This window comes from Nonomuraea sp. NPDC050547 (genome assembly GCF_044457345.1).
Classification (GTDB): Bacteria; Actinomycetota; Actinomycetes; order Streptosporangiales; family Streptosporangiaceae; genus Nonomuraea.
Genome location: NZ_JBITGW010000016.1, coordinates 262,437 through 289,433 on the forward strand (window position 1 = coordinate 262,437; position 26,997 = coordinate 289,433).

25 protein-coding genes are annotated in these 26,997 nt (G+C 70.2%); 12 read left to right on the top strand and 13 right to left on the bottom strand.

Going from position 1 to position 26,997, the window contains the following annotated elements:
• Positions 1 to 20: 20 nt before the first annotated feature.
• The 7 genes from ACIBHY_RS35995 (at position 21) to ACIBHY_RS36025 (ending at position 7,910) form a co-directional block, all read left to right on the top strand.
• Positions 21 to 1,961, top strand: coding sequence for an NB-ARC domain-containing protein (locus tag ACIBHY_RS35995; RefSeq protein WP_397309014.1), 1,941 nt, complete (start codon positions 21 to 23; stop codon positions 1,959 to 1,961).
• Between the two features lie 84 nt (positions 1,962 to 2,045).
• A complete protein-coding gene (locus ACIBHY_RS36000; RefSeq protein WP_397309015.1) occupies positions 2,046 to 2,450 on the top strand; it encodes a hypothetical protein in 405 nt (134 codons plus the stop codon).
• A gap of 9 nt (positions 2,451 to 2,459) precedes the next feature.
• A complete protein-coding gene (locus ACIBHY_RS36005) occupies positions 2,460 to 3,911 on the top strand; it encodes an FAD-binding oxidoreductase (protein ID WP_397309016.1) in 1,452 nt (483 codons plus the stop codon).
• Between the two features lie 69 nt (positions 3,912 to 3,980).
• A complete protein-coding gene (locus ACIBHY_RS36010; protein ID WP_397254730.1) occupies positions 3,981 to 4,907 on the top strand; it encodes a hypothetical protein in 927 nt (308 codons plus the stop codon).
• Positions 4,908 to 5,174: 267 nt separating this feature from the next.
• Positions 5,175 to 6,020: a peptidoglycan-binding protein gene (locus tag ACIBHY_RS36015; protein WP_397309017.1), complete on the top strand. Its 846-nt coding sequence runs from the start codon at positions 5,175 to 5,177 to the stop codon at positions 6,018 to 6,020.
• Positions 6,021 to 6,069: 49 nt separating this feature from the next.
• Positions 6,070 to 6,963: a peptidase inhibitor family I36 protein gene (locus ACIBHY_RS36020; RefSeq protein WP_397309018.1), complete on the top strand. Its 894-nt coding sequence runs from the start codon at positions 6,070 to 6,072 to the stop codon at positions 6,961 to 6,963.
• A gap of 14 nt (positions 6,964 to 6,977) precedes the next feature.
• Complete coding sequence (locus tag ACIBHY_RS36025; RefSeq protein ID WP_397309019.1) at positions 6,978 to 7,910, top strand: SpoIID/LytB domain-containing protein; 933 nt, start codon at positions 6,978 to 6,980, stop codon at positions 7,908 to 7,910.
• Positions 7,911 to 7,951: 41 nt separating this feature from the next.
• Here ACIBHY_RS36025 and ACIBHY_RS36030 read toward each other — a convergent pair whose 3' ends face one another.
• Together ACIBHY_RS36030 and ACIBHY_RS36035 are read right to left on the bottom strand one after the other, a co-directional pair.
• Positions 7,952 to 8,875, bottom strand: coding sequence for an NBR1-Ig-like domain-containing protein (locus ACIBHY_RS36030; protein WP_397309020.1), 924 nt, complete (start codon positions 8,873 to 8,875; stop codon positions 7,952 to 7,954).
• Positions 8,876 to 8,924: 49 nt separating this feature from the next.
• Positions 8,925 to 9,698, bottom strand: a complete 774-nt coding sequence (locus ACIBHY_RS36035; RefSeq protein ID WP_397309021.1) for a TetR/AcrR family transcriptional regulator — start codon at positions 9,696 to 9,698, stop codon at positions 8,925 to 8,927.
• Between the two features lie 85 nt (positions 9,699 to 9,783).
• On the opposite strand from ACIBHY_RS36035, the gene ACIBHY_RS36040 reads away from it, so the two are divergent.
• Complete coding sequence (locus ACIBHY_RS36040; RefSeq protein ID WP_397254741.1) at positions 9,784 to 10,671, top strand: SDR family oxidoreductase; 888 nt, start codon at positions 9,784 to 9,786, stop codon at positions 10,669 to 10,671.
• Between the two features lie 4 nt (positions 10,672 to 10,675).
• Here the strand turns inward: ACIBHY_RS36040 and ACIBHY_RS36045 are convergent, their stop codons facing one another.
• The 5 genes from ACIBHY_RS36045 to ACIBHY_RS36065 all read right to left on the bottom strand — a co-directional run bounded on the left by ACIBHY_RS36045 (position 10,676) and on the right by ACIBHY_RS36065 (position 16,720).
• Positions 10,676 to 11,494 (bottom strand): S1 family peptidase, encoded by an 819-nt coding sequence (locus ACIBHY_RS36045; RefSeq protein ID WP_397309022.1) that lies wholly within the window; start codon positions 11,492 to 11,494, stop codon positions 10,676 to 10,678.
• 119 nt (positions 11,495 to 11,613) lie between these two features.
• Complete coding sequence (locus ACIBHY_RS36050) at positions 11,614 to 14,424, bottom strand: tetratricopeptide repeat protein (protein WP_397309023.1); 2,811 nt, start codon at positions 14,422 to 14,424, stop codon at positions 11,614 to 11,616.
• A gap of 38 nt (positions 14,425 to 14,462) precedes the next feature.
• Positions 14,463 to 15,413 (bottom strand): endonuclease/exonuclease/phosphatase family protein, encoded by a 951-nt coding sequence (locus ACIBHY_RS36055; protein WP_397309024.1) that lies wholly within the window; start codon positions 15,411 to 15,413, stop codon positions 14,463 to 14,465.
• A 28-nt stretch (positions 15,414 to 15,441) separates the two neighbouring features.
• Complete coding sequence (locus tag ACIBHY_RS36060) at positions 15,442 to 16,155, bottom strand: alpha/beta fold hydrolase (protein ID WP_397254748.1); 714 nt, start codon at positions 16,153 to 16,155, stop codon at positions 15,442 to 15,444.
• Positions 16,156 to 16,342: 187 nt separating this feature from the next.
• Positions 16,343 to 16,720: a DUF4267 domain-containing protein gene (locus ACIBHY_RS36065; RefSeq protein WP_397254750.1), complete on the bottom strand. Its 378-nt coding sequence runs from the start codon at positions 16,718 to 16,720 to the stop codon at positions 16,343 to 16,345.
• A gap of 99 nt (positions 16,721 to 16,819) precedes the next feature.
• On the opposite strand from ACIBHY_RS36065, the gene ACIBHY_RS36070 reads away from it, so the two are divergent.
• The 4 genes from ACIBHY_RS36070 to ACIBHY_RS36085 all read left to right on the top strand — a co-directional run bounded on the left by ACIBHY_RS36070 (position 16,820) and on the right by ACIBHY_RS36085 (position 19,844).
• Positions 16,820 to 17,419, top strand: coding sequence for a TetR/AcrR family transcriptional regulator (locus tag ACIBHY_RS36070; protein ID WP_397309025.1), 600 nt, complete (start codon positions 16,820 to 16,822; stop codon positions 17,417 to 17,419).
• 63 nt (positions 17,420 to 17,482) lie between these two features.
• A complete protein-coding gene (locus tag ACIBHY_RS36075; protein ID WP_397309026.1) occupies positions 17,483 to 18,025 on the top strand; it encodes a pyridoxamine 5'-phosphate oxidase family protein in 543 nt (180 codons plus the stop codon).
• Positions 18,006 to 18,428, top strand: coding sequence for a PPOX class F420-dependent oxidoreductase (locus ACIBHY_RS36080; RefSeq protein WP_397309027.1), 423 nt, complete (start codon positions 18,006 to 18,008; stop codon positions 18,426 to 18,428). Before ACIBHY_RS36075 ends, ACIBHY_RS36080 begins: the two co-directional genes overlap by 20 nt.
• A 243-nt stretch (positions 18,429 to 18,671) precedes the next feature.
• The gene (locus ACIBHY_RS36085; RefSeq protein ID WP_397309028.1) at positions 18,672 to 19,844 is read left to right on the top strand and encodes a tetratricopeptide repeat protein; all 1,173 of its coding nucleotides are present in this window, start codon (positions 18,672 to 18,674) and stop codon (positions 19,842 to 19,844) included.
• A gap of 2 nt (positions 19,845 to 19,846) precedes the next feature.
• On the opposite strand, the gene ACIBHY_RS36090 is transcribed toward ACIBHY_RS36085, so the two are convergent.
• The 6 genes from ACIBHY_RS36090 to ACIBHY_RS36115 form a co-directional block, all read right to left on the bottom strand.
• Entirely contained in the window at positions 19,847 to 20,638 is a 792-nt protein-coding gene (locus ACIBHY_RS36090) for an ArsR/SmtB family transcription factor (protein ID WP_397254760.1), read from the bottom strand.
• A gap of 80 nt (positions 20,639 to 20,718) precedes the next feature.
• Positions 20,719 to 21,780 (bottom strand): DUF917 domain-containing protein, encoded by a 1,062-nt coding sequence (locus ACIBHY_RS36095; protein WP_397254761.1) that lies wholly within the window; start codon positions 21,778 to 21,780, stop codon positions 20,719 to 20,721.
• The gene (locus ACIBHY_RS36100; protein ID WP_397309029.1) at positions 21,773 to 23,290 is read right to left on the bottom strand and encodes a hydantoinase/oxoprolinase N-terminal domain-containing protein; all 1,518 of its coding nucleotides are present in this window, start codon (positions 23,288 to 23,290) and stop codon (positions 21,773 to 21,775) included. The genes ACIBHY_RS36095 and ACIBHY_RS36100 overlap by 8 nt, the downstream gene beginning before the upstream one ends.
• A gap of 20 nt (positions 23,291 to 23,310) precedes the next feature.
• Complete coding sequence (locus ACIBHY_RS36105) at positions 23,311 to 24,621, bottom strand: purine-cytosine permease family protein (RefSeq protein WP_397254765.1); 1,311 nt, start codon at positions 24,619 to 24,621, stop codon at positions 23,311 to 23,313.
• 26 nt (positions 24,622 to 24,647) lie between these two features.
• Complete coding sequence (locus ACIBHY_RS36110; protein WP_397254767.1) at positions 24,648 to 25,946, bottom strand: hydantoinase/oxoprolinase N-terminal domain-containing protein; 1,299 nt, start codon at positions 25,944 to 25,946, stop codon at positions 24,648 to 24,650.
• A complete protein-coding gene (locus ACIBHY_RS36115) occupies positions 25,943 to 26,977 on the bottom strand; it encodes a DUF917 domain-containing protein (RefSeq protein ID WP_397254769.1) in 1,035 nt (344 codons plus the stop codon). Before ACIBHY_RS36115 ends, ACIBHY_RS36110 begins: the two co-directional genes overlap by 4 nt.
• Positions 26,978 to 26,997: the final 20 nt, after the last annotated feature.

A 26,997-nucleotide genomic window follows, 5' to 3' on the forward strand; every position in this document is an offset into this window, starting at 1 on the left:
TGTGCGGTGACTCGGTGTAGATGAGGTTGGGGGTGGGCTCCACGGTGCTGCGGCCAGCACAGCTACCGGCTGACATCCCTGACTTCACCGGCCGGAAGGAACTGATCGCCGAGCTCGCGGAGCGGCTCACCACCAGCCCGGCCCACGCTCTGACCGTGGTGGCCGTCTCGGGCGCGGGCGGGATCGGCAAGACCACGCTGGCGCTCCACGTGGCGCATGCCGTACGAGCCGCGTTCCCGGACGGGCAACTCTTCGCGAGCCTGCGGGGCGCGGGAGCCACGCCCGTGCGGCCGGAAGACGTGCTCGCCGATTTCCTGCGGGCGCTCGGCCTCAGCGCCAGGGAGATCCCCTCGGGAGTCCACGAGCGGACCGCGCGGCTGCGGTCGGTGCTGTCGGGACGGCGGGTGCTGATCCTGCTGGACGACGCCACGGACTCCCGTCAGCTCGCGCCCCTGATGCCCGGAGCCGCCACCTGCGCCGTGCTGGTGACCAGCAGGTCGTGGCTGGGCGACCTGCCGGGAGCCCACCAGGAGGGGCTCGGCCTCTTCCGCCGGGGAGAGGCGCTGGAGCTGCTGGCTCGTGTGGCGGGGGCCGAGCGGGTCGCCGCCCAGCCCGCGGAAGCGGTCAAGCTGGTCGAGTCCTGCGGGCTGCTGCCGCTGGCCGTACGGATCGTGGCGGCTCGGCTGGCCGCGCGGCCGGGGATGAGCGTGGAGGTGCTCGCGAAGCGGCTCGTCGACGAGCGGCGCAGGCTCGCCGAACTCAAGATCGGCCGCGATGCGGTGGAGTCGTGCTTCGCGCTCGGGTACGAACCGCTCGACTCCGATCATGCCAGGGCGTTCCGGCTGCTGGCGTTGATGGACGGGCCCGACCTGTCCGTCGCCGCGGCGGCAGCCGTACTGGATGTGCGTCAGGCCGAAGCCGAGAACCTCTGTGAGTCGCTCGTCGACCTGAGCCTGCTGGAGTCGCGCGGGCCCGGCCGCTACCGCTACCACGACCTGGTCCGCCTGTACGCCAGAGGGCTCGCCGAGCGGGTGGACCCGGCGAAGGAACGGGCGGCCGCGCTCGACCGGCTGCTCGACCACTACCTCGCGGGGATCAGAGGAGTCTGCCGGGTCTCGCTGCCCGGGTTCGTCCATCAGGCCGGGCATCAGGGCCCCGAGCTGCCCTTCGCCGACGCCCCCGCCGCCCGCGCCTGGGTGCGCGAGGAGCAGGCCAACGTCAGCGCGGCGGTCGAGCAGGCGGGGCGTTCGGGAACCCGCGTCCTGTCGGAAGAGGTGCCGCTGCTGGCCGAGGTGACGGGTATCACCGAGATCGACGACCGGCTCATCCTCGGCGCCGTGCTGCACGCGCTGGGGCTGGGCGCGCTCCGGGTACGCGGCGTCGACGAGGCGATCAGCCTGCTGTCGGCGGCGCTGGCCGTCGCGGAGGCGCAGGACAGCCCCCGGCTGGCGGCCAGCGCGCACGGCCTGCTGGCCATGGCGCTGGGCGACGCCGGCTTCGTCACCGAGGCCAGGGCCCACGTCACGCGGGGACTCCGCCTGGCGCACGAGATCGGCGACACCCAGGGGATCGGGGTCAACCACCTGGGCGCAGCGGCGGCGGCGTTCCGTTCCGGCGACATGGAGGAGACCATCGACAGCCTGCTCAAGAGCGCTCAGGCCTACCGCGAAGGCGGGCTCCCGCTCAGGGCGGCGTGGGCGTCGCACCGCCTCATGGACGCCTACCGCGCCATGGGCCGCCCGGAAGAGGCGGTGAAGGTCGGCGAGGAGGCGCTGCCGCTCTACCAGTCGATGAACGACCCCTTGCTCACCGGTAGGATCCTGAGCCGCCTCGGCCAGGCGTGGACCGACCTCGGCGACCCGGAACGGGCTCTGCAGTGCTGGCAGGAGGCCGACGCGATCCTCGGCCCCTACGACATGGCCGAGGGGAGAGCCGTCCGCCGCCGGCTCGGCATATCCTGACGCGATTCATCGGCTGGTCATCGGCTGTCTATGGCCTCGGTGAAGGCTGTCGTGACCCATTGCGACAGCACGAAGGAAACAGACATGTCCTGGTACAAGATCGCCCTCAGCGTCTCCGCTCTCACCCTCCTGACCCTGGGGACGGCGGCCTGCGGCTCGGACGGCTCGGACGGCTCGGGCGGCTCGGGTAGCGAGACCGCCGCCGTGGCCGACACCAAGGGGTGCAAGGAGATGCAGTCCCTCATGGGAAGCACGGTGACCGAGCTCCAGAAGAGGGCCGGGGACCTTGAGGCGATGAAGCAGCTCTACAGCGACAGCGCGCAGAAGATCAAGGCACTCGACGTCGACGCGAAGGCCAAGGACGCCCAGACCGCGGTCGTCTCCCTCTACGAGGAGCTGTCGGGGATCAGCACGCCGGAGGAGGCGGACACCTACACCGACCAGGCCACCGCGACCGTGTCGAAGCTGAACTCCGCCTGCGCGGCCTGAGGGGAAACCATGTTGAGCAGACGCACCATCATCAAGGGCGCGGGAGCCGCGCTCGCCATCGGGAGCGCGGCGGCGGCGGCCCACGATCCCGGCGACCGCCTCGTGACCAGGCTGAAGTCAGCGGTGAAGGGCACCGTACTGTTCCCCCGCGACCCCGGCTTCGCGGCGGAACACACCGGATACAACAGCGTCGTCCGGCACTCCCCCAGGGCGGTCGTGGTGCCCGCCGACGCCGGCGACGTCCGCGCCGCCGTCCGCTTGGCCGGCGTTCTCGGACTGCCCGTCGCCGTACAGGCCACCGGACACGGCATCAGCGCCGCCGCCGATGGCGGGATCCTGATCAACACCCGGCGGCTGAGCTCGGTGCGGATCAACCCGGCCAGACGCACCGCCAAGGTCGCCGCGGGCACCAGGATGCGGACGCTCGTGGAGGCCGCCGCCGCCCACGGCCTGGCGACGATCAACGGTTCCTCACTCGACGTGGGCGCGGTGGGCTACACGCTGGGCGGAGGTCTCGGCCCCTTCGGCCGCAAGTACGGCTACGCCGCCGACCATGTGCGGGCCATCGACCTGGTCACACCGGACGGCCGCCCGCTTCGCCTGTCGCCGGGCAGGCACGCGGACCTGTTCTGGGCGGTGCGAGGTGGCAAGAGCAACTTCGGGGTCGTCACCGGCATGGAGATCGACCTGGTCAAGGTGGCGACCCTGTACGGCGGCGCGCTCTTCTTCTTCGGAGAGGCGGCCCAGCGGGTGGTGCGCGCCTACCCCGCCTGGGCGGCCAGGCTGCCCGAGGAGATGACGACCACGCTGGCGTTCATGCGCCTGCCCAAGGCACCCACCGTGCCCCCTCCTCTTCAGGACCGGGTGGCGGTACGCCTGACCGTCGCCCACCTCGGACGGGACCAGGAGGCCAGGCGGCTGCTCGCGCCGATGCTGGCCGCCGGGCCGGAGCTCAACACGATGGGCACACTGCCGTACGAGAAGATCGGGACGATCTCCAATGATCCGCCCGTGGCGCCCCTGCCGGTCTTCGAGCGCACCGGGCTGCTCGGAAAGCTGGACGCCGCCGCCGTGGAGCGGCTTCTGGCTCTGGCGGGCCCGGACGTCAAGCTGCCCTTCGGGGTGATCGAGCTCCGGCAGCTGGGCGGCGCACTCGCCCGTCCGGCCGCTGTGCCGAACGCCGTGGGACACCGGGACGCCGCCGCCCTGCTCTTCGTCGCGAACCCGGCGCCGGCGGACCAGGCCGGGGCGGTGCGCAAGCTGCAACAGCAGCTGATGGACGGCTTCAAGCCGCACCTCACGGGAGGCATGGCGGCCAACTTCATGAGCGGCGCCGACCTCGCCCCCGAGCAGGTACGCGCGGCCTACACCCCGGCTGATTACAAGCGGCTGACACGGCTCAAGCGGAAGCACGACCCGCGCAACCTGTTCCGCGTCAACCACAACATCAGACCGGCGTAACCCCGGTGGACGGGGGCGGTTATCTCCCGTCAACCAGGTGTCGACGCACGCCATCCATCCTCTCCTGTCATGACTTATCAGTCTCTCCCACCGGAACAGCCCCCGGTCCCTCCGCTCCCGGAGCAGGAATCGGCCAAGGGCAGCGTGCTTGAGGTCTTCGAGAAGATCGGGTCGGTCGCCGTGCCGATCGCCGTGGGCATGTACGCCATGCTGTATCTGGGGTTGGCCCAGGTCTACATGGTCTTCGGCATCACCCCCGAGCAGGCCGGCCTGGACCAGGCGACGATCTTCGGCCGGCTCATCGGCACCCTGATCCAGCTCTTCCTGGTGGCCCTGCCCGGAGTGGGGTTGCTCGTCGCGCTGGGCTGGCTGCTCAACCTGGCCACCCGCAAGTCGGTCGGCCGGCTGCTGCACAGGCTCCGCGAGCAGCCGTGGATCGCGGCAGCGGCGGGCGTCCTCATCTCGCTCGTCGCCTACTACGCCTATTTCGGCACGCTGTGGGAACTGTCCGGCGGCACTCTCCTGGTGGCCGTTCTCCTTGTCGCGGTCCTCGGACTCCTGGTGCCGTTCCGCCTGATGCGCAGGCACAACACCGGCCGGGCCGGCATGAAGGTGCTCACCGGCGCGTTGCTCGGCATCGGGCTGGGGCTGATGCTGGTCGCCCAGATGGTCCAGGGCGCCGTCGACATCGCCGCCAACGGCAACGGCAACGCCCTGCTGCAGACCGTCGGCTTCCAGAACCAGTGGGCCACCGTGGGCGACGGCGACGGCAAGCCGCTGCACAAGGACAACCCGGACGAGAGGTTCCTGCTCCTGGGCGAGAAGGAGGGCGCCTACGTGCTTTACGACTGCGGCAAGCAGGAAACCTTCCGTCGCTCCGTCGAGGGCACCACGCTCGGCCTGATCGAGTTCGACCCGGACTTCTCCGACCCCGAGACCGGCGAGGTCAAGGCCTGCGGTTACGCGCTGGAGGAGGCGGAGACCGCAGAGCAGTAGCCCTTGGGCAGCGTGGATCCGGTGAGCCCCGACACGGCTCACCGATCCTGCCCGCGGATGACGCTGATAGACCGCCCCTGGACCGGCACGCCGTAACTGCTGCCCGTCCTGCGGGCTTTTTCGACGCGGATCACCTGTCAGACAGCCCGTACGGGCAGGCCCGCCGTACAGGCTGACAACACCGATCTCCTGCCGGACAGGCCAGCGATCCGGGAGCTTGATTCTCGCCGCACAGAGAATCGCCCCCAGCGCTGACCAGGAGTATCGATGAAGCTGCCCTCATCCGCCGCCGGCCTGACAACGGCCGTCCTGCTCGCTCCCCTGCTCGGAGCGCCCGGGATGCCGGCGGCACACGCGGCCGACGCCGGGGCTCTTCCCGCGCTGAACATGGAAGCCACCGTCAAGGCGGCCCAGATCGACCCGCGGCGGGCGGACAACACGTTGACCCCGGGCGCCAAGGCCAGTGTGCTCCTCGTCGAGCGGGCGCTGCGCGACCGGCGTCTCCTCGACGCGAAGTGGGTCGACGGGTACTTCGGCACCACCACGGTCACCGCCTACGCCGGCTATCAGAAGTCCCTCGGCCTCAGCGGTCTCGACGCCAACGGCCTCCCGGGCAGGACGTCGCTCACCAGCCTCGGCGCCGGCCGCTTCAAGGTCACCCGCATCGTCGACCCCGGCCCCCGGGTGTCCTCCGGCGGCTTCGTCGTCAACACGCGTACGCGAACCATGCTGACCGAGGCGAAGCGGCTGCTCGGGCGCGATCTCAAGCTGGATCAGGGTTCGTACAACCCCGGCGGCGACCCCACGTCCGCGGGCACCCACGACGGCGGTGGCGTCGTGGACATTTCGGTGGAAGGGATGAACTCCGCCACCCGGACCGCGGTCGTGCGTGGGTTGCGCCGTGTGGGTTTCGCCGCGTGGGTGCGCAATCCCCAGCAGGATGACTGGCCGTGGCACATCCACGCCGTCGCCATCAGCGACACCGCTCTCTCCGGCCAGGCCCAGAACCAGGTCGGTGACTACTACCTCGGTCTGAACGGCCTCGCCGGCCGTGGTCCCGACGACGGCCCGAAGGTGACCATCCGCACCTGGGAGGAGTACCGGCGCCGGTGAATCCGCCGAACCCCAGCAACCCCGACACCACGGACAGAAGGAGAACAATATGACAACGCTCACCAGGATCCTCGCCGCGGCGACCGCGGCGATGGCGCTCGGCGGAACGGCACTCGCCACCGCGGCCCCCGCCTCGGCCGCGAACCGCAACGGCGTCTGCGAAGCCGGCGAATTCTGCTACTACTTCAACAGCAACAACCAGGGATCCGTCTCCGACTTCACCGGATCCGTCGGCGACTACGCCACCAAACAACCCTCCTGCTTCGACTTCAAGGGACCCGGCGCCGGCAAAGGCAAATGCATCAAGAACTCCGCCGCCTCCGTCTGGAACCGCAGCAGCAAAACCGTCCGCGTCTTCTTCAACAGCGGCCACACCGGCAAATTCCAGGACTTCGCCGCAGGCGCCAGAGGCAACCTGAACCCCACCCTCAAGAACCAGAACGCCTCACACCTGTTCGGCCCGGGGTCATCGACGCCCCGCGCCATCATGTCGTTCTCCCTGTACGCGGCCAGCGGCCGGATCTCCACCGGCTATGACGGCTACAAGAACACCCCCGGCCGGCACGAGGGCATCGACATCGTCCGGGGCCTGGGCGCGAACGTCCGCTCCTTGGTGGCAGGCCAGATCATCAACGTCCGGCAAGGGGCGCCCGGCGGGTCAGGGCTTTCCACCATCTCCATCTACATGGCCTCGCTGAACAAGACGGTGATCTACCTGCACACCGATCCGCTGGACTCCCTGCGCGTGGGCCAGCAGGTCAGGCGAGGCCAGCTCCTCGGCACGGAGTCCTGGCACGGGGTGTCGAAGAAGTCGTCCGCGCACACCCACGTCGAAATGCGCCCCGGACGCCACCTGCGGGCGGCCAAGAGCGTCAAGGACTGGGACCTGCAGAACCCGAACCCGGGCCCGTTCTGGAACTCCCAGGGCTACACCGTCAAGTAGTGAGGATGACACCTGTGCTCACCCGAACCGTACGGCTGCTCTCAGCGATGGCGCTCGGCGGGACCATGCTCGCCACCACCTCGGCCCCCGCCTCGGCCGCGAACCGCAACGGCGTCTGCGAAGCCGGCGAATTCTGTTACTACTTCAACAGCAACAACCAGGGATCCGTCTCCGACTTCACCGGATCCGTCGGCGACTACGCCACCAAACAACCCTCCTGCTTCGACTTCAAGGGACCCGGCGCCGGCAAAGGCAAATGCATCAAGAACTCCGCCGCCTCCGTCTGGAACCGCAGCAGCAAAACCGTCCGCGTCTACTTCAACAGCGGCCACACCGGCAAATTCCAGGACTTCGCCGCAGGCGCCAGAGGCAACCTGAACCCCACCCTCAAGAACCAGAACGCCTCACACCTGTTCCTGACGTCCAAGCCGCCGGTCACCGGGTGCAAGTCCGACGGCACGGACACCAGGCTGCCCACGACGATCCTCGTGTACCGCAAGTCCATCAATCGCGTGGAACGGGTGGACTTCAAGACGTACGTCAAGAACGTCCTGCCCAACGAGTGGGTGTCGAGCTGGCCCAGGGAGTCCCTGAGGGCGGGGGCGCTGGCCGTCAAGAACTTCGGCTGGTACTGGGCGATGCGCTCGAACCGCAAGACCCCGAGCGGCCAGTGCTTCGACGTCTATGACCACACGTCGAGCCAGGTGTACAAGCCCGGTTCCGCGAAGGCGGCGACGAGCGCCGCGGTGGACGCGACCTGGGGCATCCGGCTGACCCGCGGCGGGAAGATCTTCAAGGCCCAGTACTGCTCGACGACGACGGCGTGCGGCAACTGGGTCGACGGGGACTGGATGTCGCAGAAGGGCTCGCGCGACAAGGCCAAGGCGGGCTGGAACTACGCCAGGATCCTCCGGAGCTACTACACGGGGATCGGCATCGGCTCCTGAATCCCCTCTCTGTTCCCCGCCGTGTCGTACGCGGCGGGGAACTACCGTTTGTTGACGATGATCTGGAACGTGACCGGCCGGCTTCCGGGGAACACGACCGTTCCGGAGGCGTCCACCATCTTGAACCGCGCGTAGCACAGTCCCGGCTTCATCGGCGTCGTGATGTCGGTCTGGATCTCGACCATCTCCCCGGGTCGCGTGTCCTTGATCGGCACGTCGGCGACGGTCCGGCATTGATCAGCCTGCTGCGCGGGTTCGAGGCGCCGGAGTGAGTACCCCTTCCACCGCACGCTCCCGGCGTTCTTGAGCCGCCACACCTTGGTCAGGATCTCGCCCGTGCCGACGTGCATGCAGTCGGGGAGCGTGACGTCCGCGACGAACACGGCCGCGTCGCCCTTGTACAGCGGCGAGGCGGGCGGCGGGTTGCTCGACCGCACCGGGCAACCGGTGGAGGACAGCGCGATCGACGCGCTGACGGCCGGAGGGTTCGGGCCGGGTCCCGCGGGTGTGGAGTCGCGATTGACCACGACCACCTCCACGAGGACCGCCGCCCCCAGCACGACGGCGCCCGCCGCCGCGATCACGGCCGGGCGCGTCAGCCGGAACCGCCCGGCGCTCCCCCGCACGGAGACCGGCGGCCAGGGCTTCCGCGGCTCGGTGGCGGGGCCCGCCGAGGTGTCCGCGCGGGGTTCCACGGCGCTCACGGATCTGACCGCCAGGTTCGCCCTTTCCCAATGTTCGCGGTACGCGGCCGGGTCCGCGCCGCACGCCTTGACGAACTCGACGGTGGTCTCCCAGCTCGGGAGCCGGTTGCCCTTGACGGCTTCGTGCAACGTCGTGTGGGAGATCGCCCCGGACCGGCCGGACATTTCCCGAAAAGGTGGGTTGCCGACAGAGTTGCGCAGTTCCCGCAGGGACGCCGCGAAGTCCTCGATCGCCTCCGCACGTGCACGCCTGTCGTCCACCGTGCGAAGCTAACAGCACCCACGGTCCTCACTCAACCCACGCCGCGTCCTACCCTGATGTCACGCGCGCTTCGATCCCGTCCAGCAGGCTGCTCAGCCCGAGGTCGAACGCCATCGCGGAGGCCTCGGCGGCGCTACGGCTCAGCCCGCCCTCCGTCCAGGCCCGCGCGATGGAGGGGTAGCGGCCGGCATCGAAGATCTCCGTCCAGAACGCCTGTCGCGCCGCCCACCAGTCGGGGTCGGACTGGCCGCTGACCTGCTCGGCGTACGCGTGTTCCGCCTGCGCGCCGGCCGCGGCGTCCACGAAGGTCACGATCGCGTCGGTCGCGGCCGTCCTCTGAACGGCGTCGAGGCCGGTGCCCGACAGCGCGGACAGCAGGTACTCCTGCCGGGCCAGCAGGCCGGGGCCCAAGGGCGGACGCACGGTCGAGATCTCACGAAGCCAGGGATGACGCCCGTGCAGCGCCGAGGCCCGGTGAGCGTACAGCTCCACCTGAGCCCGCCAGCCCTCCGGCCGTGGATCCGTGCCGTACGGCAGGGCCAGCTCACACCACGTGGCGTCCACCATCAGGTCGATCAGTTCGGCCTTGCCGGGGACGTGCGTGTACAGCGACATCGTGCCGGCGCCCAGCTCACCGGCGACCTTGTCCATGGTCGTGGCCTCAAGCTGGTCGCGGTCGGCCACGGCGATCGCCGCGGTGACGATCTGCCCGAGCGTGATCTTCGGTGGCCGTCCCCGCGCGGGCCGGTCGCCGCCCGGGGCGGCGCCACGCCACAGCAGCCGCAGTGTCGCGCCGGGATCGCCGCCGCCGCTGCGTTCCATCACATCTCCTCGTGTCCTATTTCCCGTATACGTTACGGTATTGTTTAACCGTAGGCAGTACGGAAATTCGAGAAGGGCTCAGCCGATGCGAGTACTGGTGACCGGCGCGACCGGCAACGTAGGGCGGCTTGTGGCAAAGGGACTGCTCGACGCGGGCGCGGAGGTGCGCGCCCTGACGCGGAATCCGGCCGGGGCCCAGCTGCCCGGCGGCGTCGACGTCATGGCGGGCGACCTCACGCGCCCGCGCACGGTGGAACCGGCCATGACCGGCGTCGACCGGATGTACCTCTTCCCCGAACCCTCCACCGCACGAGAGGTGGTCGCGCTGGCGACGCGAGCGGGAGTGCGGCGCCTGGTGGTGTTGTCGTCGGGCGCGGTGACCGGCGGCTACGACACGACGTTCCACCTGCCCGTGGAGCGGGCGGCCGAGGAGTCCGGGCTGGAGTGGACACACGTACGGCCGGGCGAGTTCGCGGCGAACAAGCTGCCGCTGTGGGGCCCGTCGATCCGGGCCGAGCGGGTGGTGCGGGACGCCAACCCCGACTCGGGCTGGTTCCCCGTGCACGAGCGGGACATCGCCGACGTGGCGCTCGCGGCGCTGCTGGAAGACGGTCACACCGGCAAGGCCTACGACGTCAACGGACCGGAGCTGATCAGCCTTCGCGACCAGGTCCGCGCCATCGCGGCGGCGATCGGCGAGGAGATCCGCTTCGAGGAGCTCAGCCCGGCCGAGGCCCGGAAGGTGTACCTCGCGCAGGGCGGGTTCGCCGCGGAGGCCGCGGACTTCCTGCTGGGCTTCACCGACTACGCCGGAAACCCGGCCGACCCCGACGCGGCATCGGATTTCGATCCGGCGCAGCTGGGCCCGCTGCCCACGGCGGAGGTCGTCACCGGCCGCCCGGCCCGGACCTTCGCGCAGTGGGCCCGCGACCATGCCGCCGACTTCCGCGATGTCGCCGCGACGAACGCTTGACGGGCTACCGGGTGGCGTTCACGGTCTTGTTGATCCAGTCGGCGTAGGCGGGCACGTTGGTGTAGAGGCCGGGGCCCCGCTCGCAGGAGGGACTCTTGGCGCCGGGGCCGGAGGTGACGCCGATCAGCTCCCAGCGTCCGCCGCGGCCGCGCTGGATCTGGGGGCCGCCGGAGTCGCCGTTGCAGGCCATGGCCTTGGGCTTCTGGCTGACCGTGCACAGGCGGGTGTCGTCGGCGTAACCGGCGCCGCACTCGGAGACGGCGCCGCGGCGGGTGTCGAGCTGGCGGAGCTTGCCGGACATCGTCCATTCGGCGGGGTCGGTGCTGAACTTCGTGATGCCGAAGCCCATGATCCGGGTCGGCGTGCCGGGCCCGCCCGCCCGCTTGGCGATCGTGATCGGCTTGACGCTGACCGGCCGGTCCAGGCGTACCAGCGCGATGTCGTTCTTGTTCGGGGCGTTCTGGGCGTAGCCGGGGTGAAGGAACGCCTGTGCGATCTTGCGGACGGTTCCGCCGGACTTACGCTCGTCGCTGCCGATGCGTACCGTCCCCGCCGGGATGGAGCCGATCTCCATGTCGAGGCAGTGCGCGGCGGTCACGACCCACTGCGGGTCGATCAGAGCGGCGCCGCAGGTGCCGTCCGTCAGGCCCACGAGCGGGGCCGTGGTCGGGATGGTGGCCATGAAGGGGTAGGACTCAGTGGGCTTGGAGCCGTTGATGATCGCTCCAGCGCTCCCGGCGGTGGCCGCGAGGCAGGCCGCGCCGGCCAGCGCGACGACGGCGGAGCGGGAGACGATACGGCGGAACGAGGTGGTGCCAGACACGGACAAAGCCCCTTCATCAGTTGTTTGTGGCGCTATGAAGCTATATGTCCGGCTTTTCGTGAGTGATCATGCCAGCAGGCCAACCCGCGGTAGGGGTAGCCCCACCGGCCGGGCGCCTTCTAGTTCTCGTCGCCGAGCCAGTCGAGGTTCTCGGTGAGGAAGCGCAGGGAGTCACGGACCGCCTCCGTCAGGATGTGGTCCGGCCCCAGAACCAGCTCGTGGCCGGGGAGCGCCATCTCGAACTGCCGGAGCGCGCGTTCGTGATCCCCGATCTGCTCGTAGGCGAATCCCAGGTCGCGCCGGGCTCCGAAGGTCTTCGGATCGTCCTCGCCAAGAAGCCTGGCGAAGCCCTCAACGGCCTCCACGTACAGCGGAACGGCCCGTTTCAGGTCATCGACGGATTGATACGCGCTCGCGAGATCCTGGCGAGCGTCCAACGTTTCCGGGTGGTCGCGGCCTAACAGTCTGGAGCTGTCCGCGAGGACGCGCTTGAAGTGGGGGATGGCGCGATAGGGCTGTCTCGCCTGTTCGAAGGCGAGCGCCAGGTCGCGGCGCGCGTCCAGGGTCCTGCGGTGGCCGTCGCCCTGCACCCGCTCCCTGGCGGCCAGGACCTCCTCGAACATCGGCAGGGCGCGGTCGAGCCCGCCGGTCAGCGAGTAGGCGCCGGCGAGGTCGCTCCGGACGTCCAGCGTGCTCGGGTGGTCGGGGCCCAGCGCCCGTTCCCGGTCTTCCAGCAGCTTCTCCAGCAGCGGGACGGCCTTCGTGTACTCCTTGGCGCTCAGGTAGGCGTCCGCGAGTCCCTCGCGGTTGGCGAGCCGGTCGGGGTGCAGATCGTCGAGGACCCTTTCGCTGTCCTCCACGACGGCTTCCAGCATGGCCAGCGCGCCGTCCTCGTCCCCGATCCGCGCGAGGACGTCCGCCAGGTTGAAGCGGGCGAGGAGGGTGTCCGGGTGGTCGGCGCCGTGCTCCCGCTCCCGCTCCTCCAGATTCCTCCGCAGCAGCGCGGCCGCGCGTTCCTCGTCGCCGTTGCGCGAGCAGGCGAGCGCGAGGTTGTTGCGGACCCCCAGGGTATGGCCGTGCGCCGGGCCGAGTACCTCTTCGCACGCCGCGAGGGCCTCCTCGAACAGAGGGATCGACGTCGCCTGGTCGCCCGCGCGGTAGTGGGCGTTGGCCAGATCGTGGCGGCTCTGGAGCGTGAACGGGTCGTGGGGTCCGAGCAGCCGTTCCCGGTCGGCCAGGAGCAGCTCGAACAGGACCGTGGCCTGGGCGTGGTCGTCGGCCGCCTGGTAGGCGAGCGCGAGGTGGCGGCGGCTCTCGAAGGTGCGCGGGTCGTTACGGCCGTGCCTGGCCTTGCGGTCGGCGAGGTTCGCCTTGAGCAGCGCGATGGCGTCACCCAGCTCCCCCGCGTCCTGGCAGGCCACGCCGAGCGCGTCACGGACGTACAGCGTGACCGGATGGACGGCGCCGTAGAGCCGCCGAGCCGACTCCAGCGCACGGTCCAGGAGAGCGACGGCCCGCAGGACGTCGCCCTGCTCGCCGAGGAACACGGACGTGTACCACAGGAGGAACGGCAGGGCCAGGCCCTCGGCCTCCTTCGGGGTCCTGGACGCCAGCGTGGTGATGTGCGGGAGCAGCGCGCGGACCACCGTCCGGGCCTCTGGGAGACTCGGGTCCGCGGGGAAGGCGAGTTCGAGCAGGATCGCCGCGCGGTCCCTGGCGATGCCGGGCGCCGCCCCCTCCGCCGTCCGGGTGACGTCCTGGACGAGCCGGTGCACGGTCACGTACTCGGAGGTCAGGCTGACCATGTTGTAGGCGTCAAGGCGGCCGAGAGCCTCCTCGACGTCGAGGGAGTCGCACAACGCCCGGGTCGTGCTCCAGCCGTCGCGGTCGCGGCGTTCCCACGGACGCCGCCGCCGGTAGACCGGCTTGGGCTGGGCCAGGGCCCGGAAGACGGTCCGCGGGACGGGTTCCGGGCCGAGCCACGCCAGGATCGCGAGAAGGTCGCCGGGAAGCGGGGAGCGTACGCCGATCGTGTCGAGGGTCGTCTTCCAGACCTGGGCGATCGTCGCGCGTCCCGCGGAGCCTTCGGCCGTGCTGTCGTGGAGGCGGGCGGGCTGCTCGCCCAGGAGCCGCAGGTACGCATCGGGAGTGAGGCCGGTCTCCTGGAGATAGGCGCCCGCCTGCTCGATCGCCAGCGGAAGCCCGCCGAGACGGGCGACGAGGCCCGCCGCGCCCGGCCAGGCGCCGGCCTGACCCTGCGGGGCGAAGGAGAGGAGCAGTTCGAGCGAGGCCGCCTCGCCCAGAACGTCCAGGTGAACGGTGTCGGCGCCGAGAGCGTGCCAGCCATGCGCCAACCGGCTCGTAATGATCATCCGTCCGTCGCCGGCGACCGCGGCGAGATCGCCGAGCACGCCGGGGCCCGAAGCGTTGTCACAGATCAATAGCCAGCCGGAATGGCAGGCCAGCCAGGCCTTCGCCCGGAGCGTGAGCGCCTGCGCCGGCAGCCCGCCGAGCTCCGGCTGGAGCGCGACCGCCAGATCGGCCAGACCCGCCGACACCGTCTCCTCGGTGTCGGACACGATCCACCAGACCATCTGGTAGTGGTCGCGGTACTGCCGCGCGTACCGTGCCGCGAAGGTCGACTTTCCGACGCCGCCCATCCCGTGCAGCGCCCGCACCACCACCGGCCTGTCCTCGATCAGCGTCGCGTGCAGGACCTCCAGGTCCTCCGCGCGCCCGACGAACGTGCGCGGTACCGCGGGCACGTTCCCCAGCCCCGGCGGCACCGTGACGCCCTCGACCGGGCGCACCGCCTCGATCCGCGTCACCAGTTGCGTGATGTTCGCGTGGTCGCCGGTCGTGATGATCCCGTGGTTGTCGCCGTGGAGCTCGACCGACCGTTCGCCACGCGGCGCTGGAACCTCGGTCATCGGCGGCCTCCATCGCGCTGGGCGTCCTCCGCAGGACGCTACCCGTTTCCGGCCCGCGCGACAGCCCCTTCCTCAAGCGGGCGCAGCGTTACGGTCCCGGTGAGGATCCGGTGGTCGGAGCAGGCGTTCCCCGCGCAGGTCGTGGGTGACGGCCGCGCGTCGCCCGAGGATGAGGCGGCCACGTAATCGCCGTCGTGCGTGAAGATCATGTCAATCTTCGTTCCGGTACGGCACGGGCCGCCGCCGTCGGCCTTCTGGAGCGTGCCCTCGCCATAGCCGGGGCAGGCGGCGGCGTCGGCGTCGTCCACCTCGCGGAAGTGGCCGGTGTTGCCGTCGTTGTTCGGAGTGTTCACCTGGGAGGAGTAGAAGCGGTTCATCCGCTCGAAGTTGGGGGCGGCGTTGAAGTCGCCCGCGACGATGACCTGGTCGCCGGCCGCCCGGTAGGCGTCCATCCGCTCGAAGATCGCGGTGAGCTGCGGAAGGCGGAAGGCGTCGACGAAGGTGGAGTGCGTCGTGCAGAAGCGCAGGCGCTTCTGTTCACGCAACGGCGCGCAGAGCAGCTTGCGCGGCTCATTGCCGTCGTAGGGCAGGGTGATCCGGTCGGCCGCGCCGAGCGGCTTCTTGCTGAACAGCCCGATGCCGTAGGCCTTGCCCTGGCACGGCCCGCCCGCCCGGCCGGGGATGGTCGCCTCGAACCGGGCGAAGTTGGCCGGATCCTCAGGCCAGCCCGCGGTACGCAGTCGCTGGATGAGGGCGTCGAACTGCTGCTGGCACAGCTCGTTGACCGAGGCGAACACCGCCCTGGCGCCGGTGATGGAGGAGACGGCCGCGGGGATGAGCCCGTCGGTGGTGGATCCCTTGTGCATGGTGTTGCCGGCGACGTTCCAGTGCCAGACCCGATGGGAGACCGCGGCCCGCGCCGGTGCTCCGAGCAGTGACGTTAACAAGGTGGCGGCGACCAGGGCCCAGGCCATCTTTCGCACGATCATCCCTCTTCCGTAGTGATCCACCACCATGTCACGGATCGAGATCGGCCTGCCGGGGCCTCAAGGTCGCGTACCCCACCAGCAGATCCGCCACCTGCTTGGGGCGGCTGAGCGCGACGCAGTGGCTGCCCGCGATCTCGTCCGGAACGATGCCCAGGCGGTCGGCCGCCAGGCGGCGCATGAACTCGGGCGGGAAGACACGGTCCTCGGCGCAGAGCACGAACCTCGTCGGCACGTCCGGCCACGCGGCCAGCGGCCACGGAGCGGCCGACGCGGTGCTCGACGGGTGCGCGCGCTCCTTGCCCAGAGCCTCCCGGGCCAGCTCCCGCGGTACGTCGTGGTAGAAGCTCACGTACGGATCCGCGTTGCCGGTCAGACCGCCGTCGAGCTTGGCCTGCTCCTCCGCCGCGCTCCGGTAGCCGGTGTTGGCCCACCAGTCGTCCGGCGACTCACCCGGCGACGGGATCATGCCGGCCAGCAGGACCAGCGCGTCGACGGGCAACCGATCGGCGACCAGCGGGGCGGTGAACGCGCCGAAGGAGTGGCCCACGACGACCAGGTTCCGCCTGTCACCGACCGCCTCGATCACGGCGTCGGCGTAGTCCGCCAGGGTCTTCGACTCGTCATCGCCCGGAAGGTCGGGAGCCAGCACGTCGTGCCCACGCGCCCGTAGCTCGGCCTCCACCAGATGCCAGGACCACCCGACATCTCCCCCGCCGTGAATCAACACGAATGTGCTTGTCATGCCAGCCACGCTAGGGGCTATGAGCCATCACGAAAAGCGATGGTTTCCGATCAACTCAATCGCCAAGAGCGATCAGCAAGTGTGGCACCAGGGTCATCGGCTTTGATGCGGTGGCGGCATCCGATTATCTCGATCTTGATTGGGCGAGGAAGGGCCTGCCCTGGCTGAGTAAACTGACGACGAGTGGTCACGCGATGAGCAGGAGTGCGCCGATCACCAGCATCACCGCCGCCGTGGCGGCGTGGACGCCGTAGGCGGTCGCCTTGGGGCCGTTGCCGCGCAGCACGATCGCCGCGTCGCCGACGGGGATGAAGGCGGCGGCCAGCATGACCCAGCCCAGCAGGTGAGTCGTCCCGCCGACCAGCACGACGAGGATCAGGAGCCCCGCGCCGATGTCGCGCACGCCCTTGACGGACAGCCAGGCACGGAAGGTGCTGTCCTCGGTCGGCGTGTCGGGGATGCCGAAGCCCGCCGCGGCCTGCGGCGCCCAGAAGAATTGGGCGCCCATGAAGATGACGCCCGCGCCGAGCAGTCCGGCGAGCACGGTGGCGATGATGCTGAGCATGAGGAGTCCTCTCGACAACGATATTTCTAGCAGCGCTAGATCTGATAGCGACTGTAGACCTATCGCGGACACGATGTCTAGCGTTGCTAGGATGTCTCCATGTCCGCCATCAGCAAGCGCCGCGAACGTGAACGCGCCCAACGCCACCAGCTGATCATCACGACCGCCCGCGAACTGGCCGAGGCCGAAGGGTGGGAGGCGGTGACCACGCGAAGGCTGGCCGATCGCGTCGAGTACAGCCAGCCCGTGCTCTACAGCCACTTCAACGGCAAGGACGCCATCATGAGCGCCGTCGCCCTCGAAGGCTTCGGTGAACTCGCGGACCGCTTGCGCCATGCCCGGCTGGCCGCCCCCGAGCCGCCTCAGGCACTGCACGCCGTCTGCCGCGCCTACCTGGAGTTCGCGAGCGAGCAGCCCGCCCTCTACCAGGCCATGTTCGTCCTGCCCACCGATGTGAAGTTCGGGCACGCCGAGACGCCGCCCGCGCTGCGCGCCGGTTTCGACGAGTTCGTGAACTGCTTCCGCCCGGACAACCCGCGACGGGAGCTGTTCGCCGAAGTCACCTGGAGCGCGTTGCACGGCATGGCCGTCCTGTCGGAAAGCGGCCGCATCCCCCCGGACCGCCAGCCGGAGCGGCTCGACTTCCTCGCCACCCAGATCGCCGGCAGCCGTCACGACACGTCGCACCATCGCTCATAGCGATTGCCTTGATCGAAAACCATCGCTTTTCGTGATGCGACGGGCTCACCTAGCGTCATGACTATGACGACGTTGGAGCCGGCCCCCGAGCAGCTGTCCAGTCCTCGCGGCACGCCCCTGACGGCTCTCAGCTGGGCGGACGTACGCACGCGGGTGGCCGGAGCGGGCGACTACCTGCTGGCCACCACCGACCCGGACGGGCGGCCGCACGTGGTGCCGGTGCTGGCCGTATGGCTCGAAGGAATGGTCTGTTTCGTCACCTTCCGGCAGTCCCGCAAGGCCCGCAACCTCGTGCGGAACAACGGCTGCGCGATCACGGTGCCCGGTCCTGATGTCGACCTGGTGCTCGAAGGCGGCGCCCATCTCGTCCGGGACGCGGCCAGGCTGCGAGAGGTCGCCGAGCTGTTCCCGCACAAGTATCCGTGGTGGCATCCGTTCGTCAGAGAGGGCGAGTTCTACGACCCGGCCGACACCGCCCTCAGCGATCCCCGGCACGTCTACGCGATGGAGCCGGCGCAGGTGTTCGCCTTCGGCAAGGAGAACGGGTTCAGCGCCACCCGCTGGCGCTGCGAAAGGAATGACACCCATGACAACGATGACCGATGACGAATGGCGTTCCTTCGTCACAGCGGGAACGAGGCTGGCCCACATAGCCCTTACGCGCGCCGACGGGCGGCCGCACGTCACCCCGGTCTGCTTCGTCCTCGACGGCGACGAACTCGCCTTCGCCCTTTCGCCCGGAAGCGTCAAAGGCAGGAGCCTGGCGCGTGACCGGCGCATCGCGGTGTGCGTCGGCGACGATCGGCAGCCGTACAGCTTCGTGTCGATCGAGGGACAGGCGCGAACCTCCACCGAACCGGAGCAGATCAAACGCGTGGCGGTGGGTATCGCCGAACGCTATTACCCCACCCAACCCGCGGACGGCGTCGCCGCATCGTTCGTACAGGAAGGCTTCACCGCGGTGCGCATCAGCATCACCAACGTGATCGCCCGATCCGGCCTCGGCTGAAGCGCGAGAGGCGGCATCCTCGCCGGATGCCGCCTTCGGAATGTGCCTAGTGCCGGTCCTCCGGCCCTGTTGCCGATCTCGATCCCCCTGCGTCTCGTCGTCTCGAACCTTCCCCATGACCGCGGGATCGGGGCGCGAACGCGGTGACACGACCATGACACGGCGCTGACGAAGCGTGAACATGGCCCGCCGATAGTTGACCGGCAGGCCAGTCGTGCTCACGAAGAGGAGAAGGTCTTGGTCATGGGCGGAAGCAGCCGAGCGGACACGCTGTTCGAGGCCGGGAAGTTCGAGCGGGCCGGGCGCGCGTACGAGGAGATCCTGAAAACAGACCCCGGGAACGTCCACGCCGCACGCCGGCGCGGCTATGTGGCGCTGCTCGGCAACAAGTTCCCCGACGCCGAGAAATACCTCACGACGGCACTCGGCCTGGCGCCCGACGACGAACAGACCAACCGGCTCCTGGCCGACTGCTACACCCGGCAGGACAAGTTCGCCCTCGCCGCACCCTGCTGGCACGCGGCCGGCGAGGAGGCCTACGCCAAACAGTTCGCGGCCTTCCGTGGCACGCCGTATCAGATCCACGGTGACCTCGCGCGGCTGCCATGGCAGCAGACGGACCCGTTTCCGCTGGTCGAGGCCTCGGTCAACGGCGGGCCGTCGAAGAGCTTCACGTTCTACACCCGCGTCGGCGGTCTGGGGGTGAGCGCGAAGGTCGCCGCGGAGGCCGGGCTGAGCGCCGTGGCCAAGCAAAGGATCGAGGCCTTCGGCGACATCATGTGGCTGTACTACGGGGTCCTGGAATCCTTCAAGCTAGGCGGCATCGAACTGCGCAACATCCCCGTGGGGTGGTCGGAGCTCGAGTCGGGCGGAGAAGTCGCCCCCGAGGCCCACGACGGCATGATCGGCACGTGGATCTTCTACCACCTGCTGTCCACCTTCGACTACGCGGGCCGGTCGCTGATACTGCGCCGCCGTACCCCTGAATCGGCCCGGAAGGCGCGCGCACGAGCAGGGGTCGAGCCGCTGCCGCTGTGGCTGGCCGGTGAGCACCTGCTGCACACCGAGGGCAGCGTCGCCGGCTCAGACAGCGGGGTGGTGGCCCTGAACATCGGCGGTACCGGCGAACAGGTCGCGGGCATTTCCGAGGAGACGGCCAGGCGGCTGGGGGTCCGCGTCGACTACGACCGCCCCTTGGCCGGCTATGCCGGGGGCCAGCCGGTCGTCGTTCACCCCTGCTACCCGAAGGAGGTCCGCCTCGGCGGTGCCACCGCCAAGGGCGCCTACTGCTACGCGGGCGGAAAGAGCACGCTCGGCCACGAAGGGTTCTACAAGCTGGCCGACTTCGCCCACGCTTTCCACAAGCCCTACACCGTCACCCTCGACTTCACCGACATGAACGTCTACATCGCCTGAGGTCACGCGTCTTCGGGCAGCGGTTCGCCGGTCTCCAGCAGCGTCTTCAGGCTCGCGATCACGTTCGGCCAGCCGTGGCTGACCATCTCGGCCAGGCTCGATCCGGGCTCGAAGCCGTCGTGCACGACGGTGAGCTTCACGACCGGCCCGTTCTCCTCGATCGTGAAGGTGACCTTCGAGCGGGCCTCGGCGGACAGTCGCGCGAGCACGTCCTCGTCCCAGCCGAAGCGCTTGGCGAGCTCCGGGGTGACGGCGTGCCAGGTGTAGGAGAGGCGGCTGTAAGGTTCGGCCGCCAGCACGACCTGCTCCGGGTCGCTGATCTCCACCCCGTGGTTGTCCCAGGTCATCGGCGAGCCGGCGGACCAGTCCGTGGTGAACTCCGTGGCCCAGTAGCGGCGGGTGAAGGCGGGCTCGGTCAGCGCCTGCCAGAGCTTTTGCGGGGTGGTGCGGATGTAGGTGGTGTAGACGAAGGTCGGCGCGTCCATCGGGATCTCCTCCAGGGCGAGTTTCAGGTCCGCCAGGGCTTGGACCCTGGGCTGGTCGTAACGGCTGATCCACCGGTGGGCGATCTCGTGCACGGGCGCGGCGTTGAGGTAGTGCAGCTTCTCCCGGCCCCGCCGTACGGTGGTGACGAGCCCGGCCTCCTCCAGCACCGCGAGGTGCTTGCTGACGGACTGCCGGGCCATGTCGAGTCCGGCGCACAGCTCGCGCAGCGTCTGCCCGTTGCGGGCGTTGAGCGAGTCGAGCAGCGCGCGCCGGCTCGGGTCGGCCAGTGCCTTGAACACCTCGTCCATGCCGCCTCGCCCCGTCGATATGCAGCCATTTAGCTGCCTTTAATTTAGGCAGCCAGCTGGCTGCCTGTCAAGGAGTGCCTTCAGCCGATCACCAGCGGCTCGTAGTCGCAGTCATAGCCGAAGTAGCGAGGCCCGGCCAGCTCCAGCCCCTCTGGCGTGCGCCAGCGCGGGTCGCAGGGCGCGGCGATGACGGTGACACGCAGGCCGTAGCGCAGTGCCTCGGTCGTGACCGGTTCGCCGGACTCGGTGTCCAGGACGCAGATCAGGTCCGGGGTGGTGGCCACGATCGTGCCGTCGCGGCGGGCCAGCAGATGCTCGTTCTGGAAACTGAGCTCCAGCGCCCCGTACGACGACTCCAGGCGCGCCGTGCCGCGGGCGAAACCCCCGGTGGTGCGGCGCTCGACGTCGACGACCTTGCCCGCGAACAGCTCCGTCCCGCCCAGTACGGCCAGCGCGGCCCCGACCGGCGAGGTGTGCGCCTCGCGCGCCAGCCGTACGGCACGGCCCAGGTCCTCGGCCAACGTCAGCGTGGCGGGCACGAGACCATCGCGCAGCTGCGACCCGCGCAGCACGGTGTCGGCAGAGGACAGCTGGCAGCCCATCCGTACGCACGCCGCTCTGGCGATCTTCTCCGCCCAGTGGTTGGAGATCGCCTCCAGGACGAGGGTGTTGCCCTTGTCGTCGGCCAGCGCCATCGGCGTGTTGCTCACTCCGATGAGCGTGGGCAGGACCATCTGCGCCTCGGGGAAGGCGCGGCCCATGGCATCGCCGTCGACCAAGGGCAGTCCCGCCTGCGCCGCCGCGGCGATGGGGGTCATCGAGTTCATCCCGCCGACCTCGATGGGCACGATGTGCGTGGCGGGCCGGCCGATCACGGCCTCCAGCGCGCGCAGGACGGCCAGTTCCTCGGTCCCCGCGGGCAGCTTCTCCAGCATCACCGTCGGCGCGCCCATCGTGGAGATGGGCACGACCGTGGCGTCGGCGGGCACCTCCTCGATCGAGTACAGCGGCACCGGCCCGTGCTCGCGGATCGCCTCACGGGCGAACAGCTTGCCGACGTACGGGTCGCCGCCGCCCCCTGTGCCGAGGATGCCGGCTCCCCGGGCCAGGTCATCGAGCAGGTCTACGGTGATCTCACGCATTGATCTTCTCCAGGTCCAGGTCACCGACGGCTTTCACGCGGACGCGGGTGGCGTCGCCGGGCAGGTAGGCGAGCGGGAGCTCTTCCACGTCCACGATCCGCACGCTGCCCGTGCGCGCGCCCGCCCGCTCGGCGCGGGCGGTGGCCTCGTCCTTGGCTTCCCGCAGTACGGCCTCGCGCGGCCCGGAGAACACGCGATCCACCTCCCCGCCCACCTGGGCGATGGCGGCGCCGACGGCGTTGGCCACCTCGAAGTGGTCGGGCCGCCGCACGTCGGCGAAGCCGGGCAAGGTGTCGATGAGGATGCTGCCGCCGCCCACCAGGACGACGGGCAGCGGGGCGGGCGAGGTGCGCATCCGGTCGACGGCTTCGGCCACCCGCGCCTCGATGTCCTTGAGCGGTCCCGCGCAGGACACCCCCGACACGCGTCCCGGGTCTCCGATCGCCGCCCGGCCGGCGGCCACGGCCAGGTCGGTGGCGGTCAGCGTGGACCCGCCGAACACCAGCGCCTGCTCGGTGAGCCGGTATCCGACGCTGCGCGGGCCCGCCGTACCGTCGGCCGCGATGACCGAACCGCCGCCGATGCCGATGGACAGCACGTCGGGGATGCGGAAGTTGGTCCGTACCTCGGCGACCAGCGCCTCCCCCGCGGCCTCGCGCGGGAAGCCCCCGGCCAGGATGCCGACGTCGGTGGTGGTCCCGCCGATGTCGACCACCGCGCAGTCGCTCAGACCGGACAGGTACGCCGCGCCGCGCATGGAGTTGGTCGGCCCGGAGGCGAACGTGAGCACCGGGTACCTGCGCGCGTGCGCGACGTCCATCAGCGTGCCGTCGTTCTGCGACAGGAACAGGGGCGCGTCGATGCCCGCCACCCGCAGCGCCCGCCCGAACGCCTCGACGGTGCGTACGGCCAGCCGGCTCAGGGCGGCGTTCACGATGGTGGCGTTCTCCCTGGCCAGCAGCCCGACGCGGCCGATCTCGCTGGAGACCGACAGGTGGACGCCGGGGCCGAGCTCGGCGGCCAGGATCTCGGCGGCCCTGACCTCGGAGTCGGCGCTGACCGGCGAGAACACCGAGGAGATCGCGACCGACCGCAGCCCCCGGCGGCGGATGTCGGCCGCCACCTTCCTGAGCTCGCCGGGGTCGAGGTCGGAGATGGGGGTGCCGTCGTACTCGTGGCCGCCGTGGCACAGGTACGTCGCGCCTTCGACGACCTCGCGCAGCCGTTCCGGCCAGTCGACCAGGGGCGGCAGCGCGGCGGTGGCGGGCAGGCCGAGCCGGACGGCGGCGACCGGCTCCAGCCGGGCCGCCTCGACCAGCGCGTTGACGAAGTGGGTGGTGCCGATCATCACGGCGGACACCTCGGTGGCACCGAGCCCGGCCAGCGCCGCGGCGACGCCGCCGGTGACATCCTGCGTGGTCGGTGACTTGACGGTGGCCAGGACCTTGCCGTCGTCGTCGATGAGGGCTGCGTCGGTGTTGGTGCCGCCGACGTCGATGCCGATGCGCATGGGGAGAGGAACTTTCTGGTCTATGGGGCGGGGACGAGTTGCTGCTCGCGGGTGCCTCGTACGAGGCCGAGCTTCCCCGCGACGATGTAGAGCACCCCGGCCAGGATCAGCGAGGTGAGCGCCGGGATGCCGGGCCACTGGTAGTGCTCGCTGAGCCAGCCGGTCAGCGCGGACACCACCCAGATGACCAGCGTGGCCGGAACCCAGGTGGGCTCCGTCTCCGGCAGCGTGCCCTGCTCGCGGGAGGCGTCGAGGACGGGTCGCCAGCGTCTGACGACGAAGTACTCGGCCACCATGATTCCGGCGATCGGCGGGGTGACGACGCCGAGGATCAGCAGGAAGTCGGTGAAACGTTCCAAGATCCCGGCCGCCGCCAGCAGGCTGCCCACCACGCCGACGCCGACGGTGACCGCGACCCGGTTCAGCTTCAGGCCGACGGTCGACTCGACCGCGTTGAGCAGGCCGAGCACGGCGGAGTACAGGTTCCAGTTGTTGATCTTCACGGTGGCCGAGATCAGCACGATGACCCCGATCACACCGGAGGACGCGGTGATGATCGCGATCACGTCCGACGACTTGACCGCGTACGCCAGCAGCACCCCCGCCAGGCCCAGGACGTACTCGCCCAGGGAGATGCCGACGAGCGTCTGCTTGACCACGTCACCGGTACTGCGGTTGAACCTGGTCATGTCGGGTGTGGTGACCGCGCCGACGATGTAGGAGCCGGCGACGATGGTGGCGCCGGTCGCGATCGTCATGGGCTCGCCGAAGGGCGTCGACGCCACCAGCGTCCCGAGGTCGTGTCGTGAAAGTTCCACCCAGATCGCCCAGCCCGCCAGGCCGAGGAACGCGGGCACGGTGATGAACGCCGTCATCCCCATCGCCTTGAATCCCTTGATCACCAGCAGGGTCACGCCGAGCCCCGCGACCAGCGCCCAGAGCCAGAAGGGCAGCCACGGCATGATCGCGTGCAGTCCGGCGGCGAACACGCCCGTCTGCACGCCGAACCAGCCGAACAGGCTCAACGTGATGATCACGCCGATGATCGTGGACCCGTACCGGCCGAACCCGGTCCAGCGGGCCAGCAGCGAGGTGGACATGCCCTCGCGCATGCCGGCGATGCCGACGAAGATGCAGACGACCTCAAGGATCACCGAACCGAGCGTGAACGCCCAGAACGCGTCCCAGAAGGACAGGCCGGCGCCGAGGGTGGCGCCGAGCAGGAACTGGGTCAGGTCCGACAGCTGCCCGAACCGCTGCACCGCGACGTTGAACCAGGAGTAGCGGGCGCGCTTGGGGACTCGCTCGAGGGGATAGTCCTCGTCGATCATCGATCTTGCCTCTCTGCGGGGGGTGTTCACCAGCGCGACGGCGGACCTGCCGCTCTCGCGCGGAGTTTGACGAAGGTGCCGGGCAGATAGTCCAGCGGCGTGTCGTCGGCGTGGATGATCACCGTCTGCCGCGGATCTGCCCCGGCCAGGACGGCGACCGCCCTGGCCTCTTCCATGACGGCGTCCATGGCGGCGGCCAGCCCGGCGCGGTCAGGCAGCCGGACGATCCGCTCGTAGTGGCCGCCGACCGGGCTGACGATCGCGCCGATCGCGCCCGCCGCCAGCCCGTGCTCGGGGTGAATGCCTTGCTGTACGGCCTGCGCCCCGCCCCCGACGACGACCAGCGGCAACCGGTCGGCGCCCGGTTGCAGGCGATCCACGGCCTCGGCCAGTTCGGCGTCGTCGACCGGTCTGGCCACCCGGATCAGCCCGGGGATGCGGAAGCCGACCGGGACCCCGCCGATGTTCGCGCCGCCCACGGCCTCCTCGGGGAAGCCGCCGGACAGCACGCCGACCCTGACCCTGCGGGCGCCGACGTCGGCGACCACGGCGTCTTCGAGCCCGGTCAGCGCGCCGGCTCCGCGCAGCACGCTGGCCGGCCCGCTGCCCAGGCTGAGGCCGGGGTGGCGGGCCATGTGCTCCAGGCTCATCAGCGTGCCGTCCCCGCGGGTGACGAAGACGGCGGCACCCGGGCAGAGCGTGGCCAGGCCGTCGGCCACCGCCTGGGCGAACCCGGACAGGGCGGCATCCAGGATCGTGGCGTTCTCGCGTTCCAGGAGGCCGAGCGAACCCAGGTCGGCCGACAGGGCGATGGGCAGGTTGCCCACCTCGGCCCTGATCAGCTCGGCCGCCTCGTGCTCCTGCTCGGCGTCCAGGGGAGAGAACAGGCCGACGACGGCGAACGCCTCGGCGGTGCCCGCCATGGCGGCGGCGAAGCGGCTGACGGCGGCCCGGTCGAGGGGTGTCCAGTCGTCGCGTTCCAGCCCGCCGCCGCCGTCCACGATCTGCGCGCCGGCGTTGACCGCGGTACGGAGATCGTCCGGCCAGCCGAACAGGGGGCGTACGGCCCTGGCGGAGTCACCGCTGATGCGCACGACGGCGACCCGGCGCAGCTCGCGCCGCCTGGTGACCGAGGTCGCGCTGCCGCGCAGGCCCACGGCCACCTGGGTGAGGTCGGTGGCCTTCAGCCTGTCGAGCGCCGATCTGACGTTGTCCACGGGCTTGTCGGGCTGCGAGGGGACCTTCACCGTCGCCAGCACCCGGCCGTCGTCGTCGAGGAGGGCCGCGTCGGTGTTGGTCGGCCCGACGTCCACCCCGGCCTTCATGACGCCTCCCCAGTACCCGCCCGGCAGGGGAATCCGGGCGGGTTCGGAGGGGGCGGAGGGGGGCTTTGCAGACCGGTGAGGCCGAAGGCTTCGGGGCCGGCCAGGCGCAGGCCCTCGGTGGTGTACCAGATCGGGTCGCACAGCAGGCGTACGACGCCGACGCGCAGGCCGTAACGCACCTGCTCGACCTGCACCACCTCGCCGGTCCGGGTGTCGATGAGGGCGATGACATCGGGCACGCACGCCAGTGGCCGCCCGTCCTCCAGCACGGCGAGGAACTCGCTGCCCGCCTCCAGCCTGACCAGCCTGCCCTGGTCGGCGCCGAGCCCCTCGATGAGAATCCCGTCCGCCGCCTCGGCGATCTTGCCGGTGATCAGCGGCGCGGGCAGGTCGGTTCCCAGGCGGACCGCGCGGCTGACCGAGCCGAGCGCGGTGGCGGTGGCGACCTGGCGTCCGCGCAGGACGTACTCCGTGCTGGCCACCTGCCCGCCGAACGCCTCCAGCGACGAGCGCACCAGCCGCTCCAGCCAGCGCCCGGTGACGTGCTCGATGACGAGGGTTCTTCCGCGCTCGTCGCACACCACTGCCGGGGTCGGGGCGATGCCGCGTAGTTGCATCACCGTCTGGTTCATGCCGGGGAAGGCGCGGCTCATGCCGTCGGCGTCGACCAGGGGCAGGCCCAGGCGGGCCGCCCAGGCGACCGCCATGCAGCCGTTGGCGCCGCCGATCTCGCTGGCCATGAGCGCGCCGACGCGTGTGCCGTACAGCGCCTCGACCTTGTCGCGCAGGTGCACGGGCTCTTCTGTCCCGGTGACCCGTTCCAGCATGACGGCCGACGAGCCTGCCGTACCGGCCGGCATGACCAGCAGGTCGGGGTCGAGGTCGCCCGCCTGGACCACGCGTACTGGACCGTGATCCTCCAGCGCCTGCATGGCGGCGACGCGGGCGATCGCGACGGTCCCGCCCCCTCCGGAGCCGAGCACGGCGCAACCACGCGCGAACGCGGGGAGCGTGTCGGTGTCGATGTCCACTCGCTCAGGCTACGAACGTG

Bases quoted from the DNA above. Each gene is read 5' to 3' on its own strand.
- ACIBHY_RS36005 (WP_397309016.1), top strand. From the start codon at position 2,460: ATGTTGAGCAGACGCACCATCATCAAGGGCGCGGGAGCCGCGCTCGCC.
- ACIBHY_RS36040 (WP_397254741.1), top strand. From the start codon at position 9,784: ATGCGAGTACTGGTGACCGGCGCGACCGGCAACGTAGGGCGGCTTGTG.
- ACIBHY_RS36085 (WP_397309028.1), top strand. From the start codon at position 18,672: ATGGGCGGAAGCAGCCGAGCGGACACGCTGTTCGAGGCCGGGAAGTTC.
- ACIBHY_RS36070 (WP_397309025.1), top strand. From the start codon at position 16,820: ATGTCCGCCATCAGCAAGCGCCGCGAACGTGAACGCGCCCAACGCCAC.
- ACIBHY_RS36035 (WP_397309021.1), bottom strand. From the start codon at position 9,698: ATGGAACGCAGCGGCGGCGGCGATCCCGGCGCGACACTGCGGCTGCTG.
- ACIBHY_RS36010 (WP_397254730.1), top strand. From the start codon at position 3,981: ATGACTTATCAGTCTCTCCCACCGGAACAGCCCCCGGTCCCTCCGCTC.
- ACIBHY_RS36050 (WP_397309023.1), bottom strand. From the start codon at position 14,424: ATGACCGAGGTTCCAGCGCCGCGTGGCGAACGGTCGGTCGAGCTCCAC.
- ACIBHY_RS36015 (WP_397309017.1), top strand. From the start codon at position 5,175: ATGAAGCTGCCCTCATCCGCCGCCGGCCTGACAACGGCCGTCCTGCTC.
- ACIBHY_RS36000 (WP_397309015.1), top strand. From the start codon at position 2,046: ATGTCCTGGTACAAGATCGCCCTCAGCGTCTCCGCTCTCACCCTCCTG.
- ACIBHY_RS36095 (WP_397254761.1), bottom strand. From the start codon at position 21,780: ATGCGTGAGATCACCGTAGACCTGCTCGATGACCTGGCCCGGGGAGCC.
- ACIBHY_RS35995 (WP_397309014.1), top strand. From the start codon at position 21: ATGAGGTTGGGGGTGGGCTCCACGGTGCTGCGGCCAGCACAGCTACCG.
- ACIBHY_RS36055 (WP_397309024.1), bottom strand. From the start codon at position 15,413: ATGATCGTGCGAAAGATGGCCTGGGCCCTGGTCGCCGCCACCTTGTTA.
- ACIBHY_RS36105 (WP_397254765.1), bottom strand. From the start codon at position 24,621: ATGATCGACGAGGACTATCCCCTCGAGCGAGTCCCCAAGCGCGCCCGC.
- ACIBHY_RS36090 (WP_397254760.1), bottom strand. From the start codon at position 20,638: ATGGACGAGGTGTTCAAGGCACTGGCCGACCCGAGCCGGCGCGCGCTG.
- ACIBHY_RS36020 (WP_397309018.1), top strand. From the start codon at position 6,070: ATGACAACGCTCACCAGGATCCTCGCCGCGGCGACCGCGGCGATGGCG.
- ACIBHY_RS36110 (WP_397254767.1), bottom strand. From the start codon at position 25,946: ATGAAGGCCGGGGTGGACGTCGGGCCGACCAACACCGACGCGGCCCTC.
- ACIBHY_RS36080 (WP_397309027.1), top strand. From the start codon at position 18,006: ATGACAACGATGACCGATGACGAATGGCGTTCCTTCGTCACAGCGGGA.
- ACIBHY_RS36065 (WP_397254750.1), bottom strand. From the start codon at position 16,720: ATGCTCAGCATCATCGCCACCGTGCTCGCCGGACTGCTCGGCGCGGGC.
- ACIBHY_RS36075 (WP_397309026.1), top strand. From the start codon at position 17,483: ATGACGACGTTGGAGCCGGCCCCCGAGCAGCTGTCCAGTCCTCGCGGC.
- ACIBHY_RS36100 (WP_397309029.1), bottom strand. From the start codon at position 23,290: ATGCGCATCGGCATCGACGTCGGCGGCACCAACACCGACGCAGCCCTC.
- ACIBHY_RS36060 (WP_397254748.1), bottom strand. From the start codon at position 16,155: ATGACAAGCACATTCGTGTTGATTCACGGCGGGGGAGATGTCGGGTGG.